At 74.6% G+C, this 2,784-nt stretch carries 2 pseudogenes; both read right to left on the bottom strand.

The features are described 5' to 3' along the window. Window positions 1-1,895: pseudogene (locus tag NBW84_RS20460) on the bottom strand (hypothetical protein); the annotation flags it as partial. A gap of 320 nt (window positions 1,896-2,215) precedes the next feature. Beyond that, window positions 2,216-2,784 (bottom strand): annotated as a pseudogene (locus NBW84_RS20465) (hypothetical protein); the annotation flags it as partial.

The following is a 2,784-nucleotide window of genomic DNA, read 5'->3' on the forward strand; positions in this document are numbered from 1 at the left end:
CCGGTGTCCGGCACGGACCCGATCCTCGACAGCGTCGCGGTCATCTCCGACAGCGGTTGTCCCAGCACCCCGGGTGGCACGGTTGGAGGCGACGGCATATTGTCACGCGACGTCCTTGGCCGTACGGCGTCAGTGACCCTCGGCACGATATCGGTGCGTTCCACCGGCCCGGCGGCGGAGGACGCCGCGGCAGGGTCCGCGAAGGCCGCCTCGCCTGGCAGGCCGCCCCCGGGCGTCCTGGCTCCGGACATCGCCGACGGTGGCCGGGGGGCGGTACGTGAATGCGTCCGGGCGGGAGCGGGCGGCTCAGCCCTGGTGGCCGCGGCCTGGCCCCGGTAGGCGGGCGGGAGAAGCACGGCCCGGTCGTTGCCGCCGCCCGCTCTCCCGGCGGCCGGCCGGGGTGCGCCAGGAGCGGACGGCGCGCCGTCGTTCACGCCGGCACCGCGGACGAGGGCCCGAGCGGCCCCGGAACCGGGATATCCGCCCGCTCCGTAGCCGTTCGGAACCGGGCTGCCGGCTGGGGTGGCCGGGCCCCCGTCCAGGGGGCCGCCCCGGTCGGGAGGCAGCGGGTTCGGCCCGGCAGGGGACAGCCGTCCGCGGCCGTGGGGCTGTGCCGCCCGGAACGGGTCGCCCGTCAGGTAGGAAGTCGATCCGTCCCCCGGCCCGGCGCTGTCCGGCTGGCGGGGCAGGAGCTCACGATCATTTCCCATGAGCGACGGGTAACCGGCCTGATGGCCTGTCGGCCCGTAACCGTTCGGACGACCGCTTCCGTAACGGTCCCCGAAACCGCCGGAGCCCGGCGCGCCGTTACCGGTGGAGCCGGGGCCGCCGTACCCGGCCGGGCCACGGGCCGGTGCCGGGCCTGCGCTCCCCCCGAAACCGCCGTCCGGCGGCATACCCACCGGCGGTAGGGATGCCGGTGGTACCGCCGCAGGTGGCAGGGATGCCGGTGGTACGGCAGCCCGGGGCATGGCGGCCGGGAGCACCCGGCCGGGCGGTGGCTGCGCGCCACCGGGCCGACGGTCGTCCGGCCGCCCGGTGGCGCCCGTGTCGAACAGGCGCTGGCCGGGCTGGCCAGCAGCGAAAAAAGAGCTGCCCGCGGGCGGGGGGGCGGGCCTGTCGTCACGCGGACGAGTCCGATAACCGTCGGTGGAGCTGCGGGTATCGGGGTGCTGCGGAGCGAAGCCACGCAGCACGCCGGGCTGATAGTTGTTCGGCCCGGCGCCACTCCCGCTCGCCGGCCCCGGAGCGGACTGCCAGGGATGGCCGGTGCTCTGGCCGGCGGCGCTCTGGCCGGCGGTGCTCTGGCCGGCGGCGCTCTGGCCGGCGGCGCTGCCATAACCAGTGAATCCGTCAGCGCCGCCGGGCGCACCGACGTCACGCTGGGTGACACCGACGCGATCGCCGCCTTCCACGGACAGCCCCCAGCGCCCACTGCCGTAGCCGCCGGTCGTGCCTGCCGCGGGGTCACCACCACTCGGCAGCCAGCCGGGCCGCGGATCGGGTGGAGGAGCCTGGAGCGGAGGAGCCGGCTGGAGCGGAGGAGCCGGCTGGAACGGATAGGCGGGCAGCACCGGCCGCTCATGGCCGGCGGAGACGTCGAACGGGTCGGGGGCGGGGAAAGGACGGTCGCGCCACCCCTGGCCGGCTGGATCCTGGGCGCCGGATCTGTCCGGAACCGGCGGGACGGACGGCTGGGAGCGGTCATCGGCCTCCCCGACCCGCTCGACCGCGAAGAAGTCGTCCGCGCGTCGGCCCGGTACGCCGGAACGGCCCGTGGGGCCGGTCACCGGGCTGCCCGCGTCACCGGCTGCCGTCGATGGACGCCGCGCCCCGGCGACGGCGTCCCACGCCCACGCGTCATCGCCACTCGGCCAGAGCCCGTCGGTGGGCATGTCCTGCCCCCCAGGTCCAGGTAGTCGTCCGGGTAAAGGGCGTAGGCCGTGCCCGACGGATACTCGCCCGCACGGGTGGCACCCAGGCGAACACCTGTCGTGTTGTTGTCGTCACCGATAGCTCCGCTATTGCACGCCCCCGATCCGCCGTTCCGCGCCGTACGGGGGCCTCGCCACCCTCCGCCCCACCTGAGACTACCTGGGTCACCGTCCGCATCGATCAACATCCATCAGGGACGGCCCAGACGCCCGCGAAAGCCCGCACGCCACGAAACACCGGAAATATGGACGAATACAGCCTACAGCACAGCTCGCCGTCATCAGACGCTCACGCACTGGTCGGAGATCTCCTGAACGATCCTTGTCGTCTCCGGCGAGTTCACGTTCTTGTTGAACTGCTCGTACTGGTCCTGCGGATAGTTGGCCTCCAGCCTCTCCAGCGTGCACGCGCAGTAGGCCTGTAGCCCGTGGCTGATCTGCACGCACTCCCGCAGATAGTCCGCGCGCAGCGACTCGCTGTACCGCGCGGGCCGGGCGGGCACCGTACCTGGCGGAGCGCCCTCGACGGTGTTGACGGGCGTGTCGGCCACGGCGTCCCCGTCGCTCCCGCCCAGCGCCAGATAGCCGCCGAGGCCGATCAGGAGCAGCACCACCACCGCGGCGGCGATCAGCACCTGACGCGGTAACGCCGCGACGGACGACAGGCGCCGGGTCAGCGACCGGCTCGCCCCCGAGGTGGCCCGGTTCGTCCCCGGCGTGGTGCTGTCACCGCCCGCGCCGGGCCGGAGCGCCGCCAGCCGGCCACCGGCCCGGCGCTTGCGGTGCTGCCGGTGCGCGCCGGTCGAGGCCCGCGGCGGGGAGCCCAGGATGGTGGCGGCGGTGTCGGCGC

Origin of the sequence: Protofrankia sp. CiP1_Cm_nod2 (assembly GCF_920664355.1) — a bacterium.
In the GTDB taxonomy this organism is placed as follows: Bacteria; Actinomycetota; Actinomycetes; order Frankiales; family Frankiaceae; genus Protofrankia.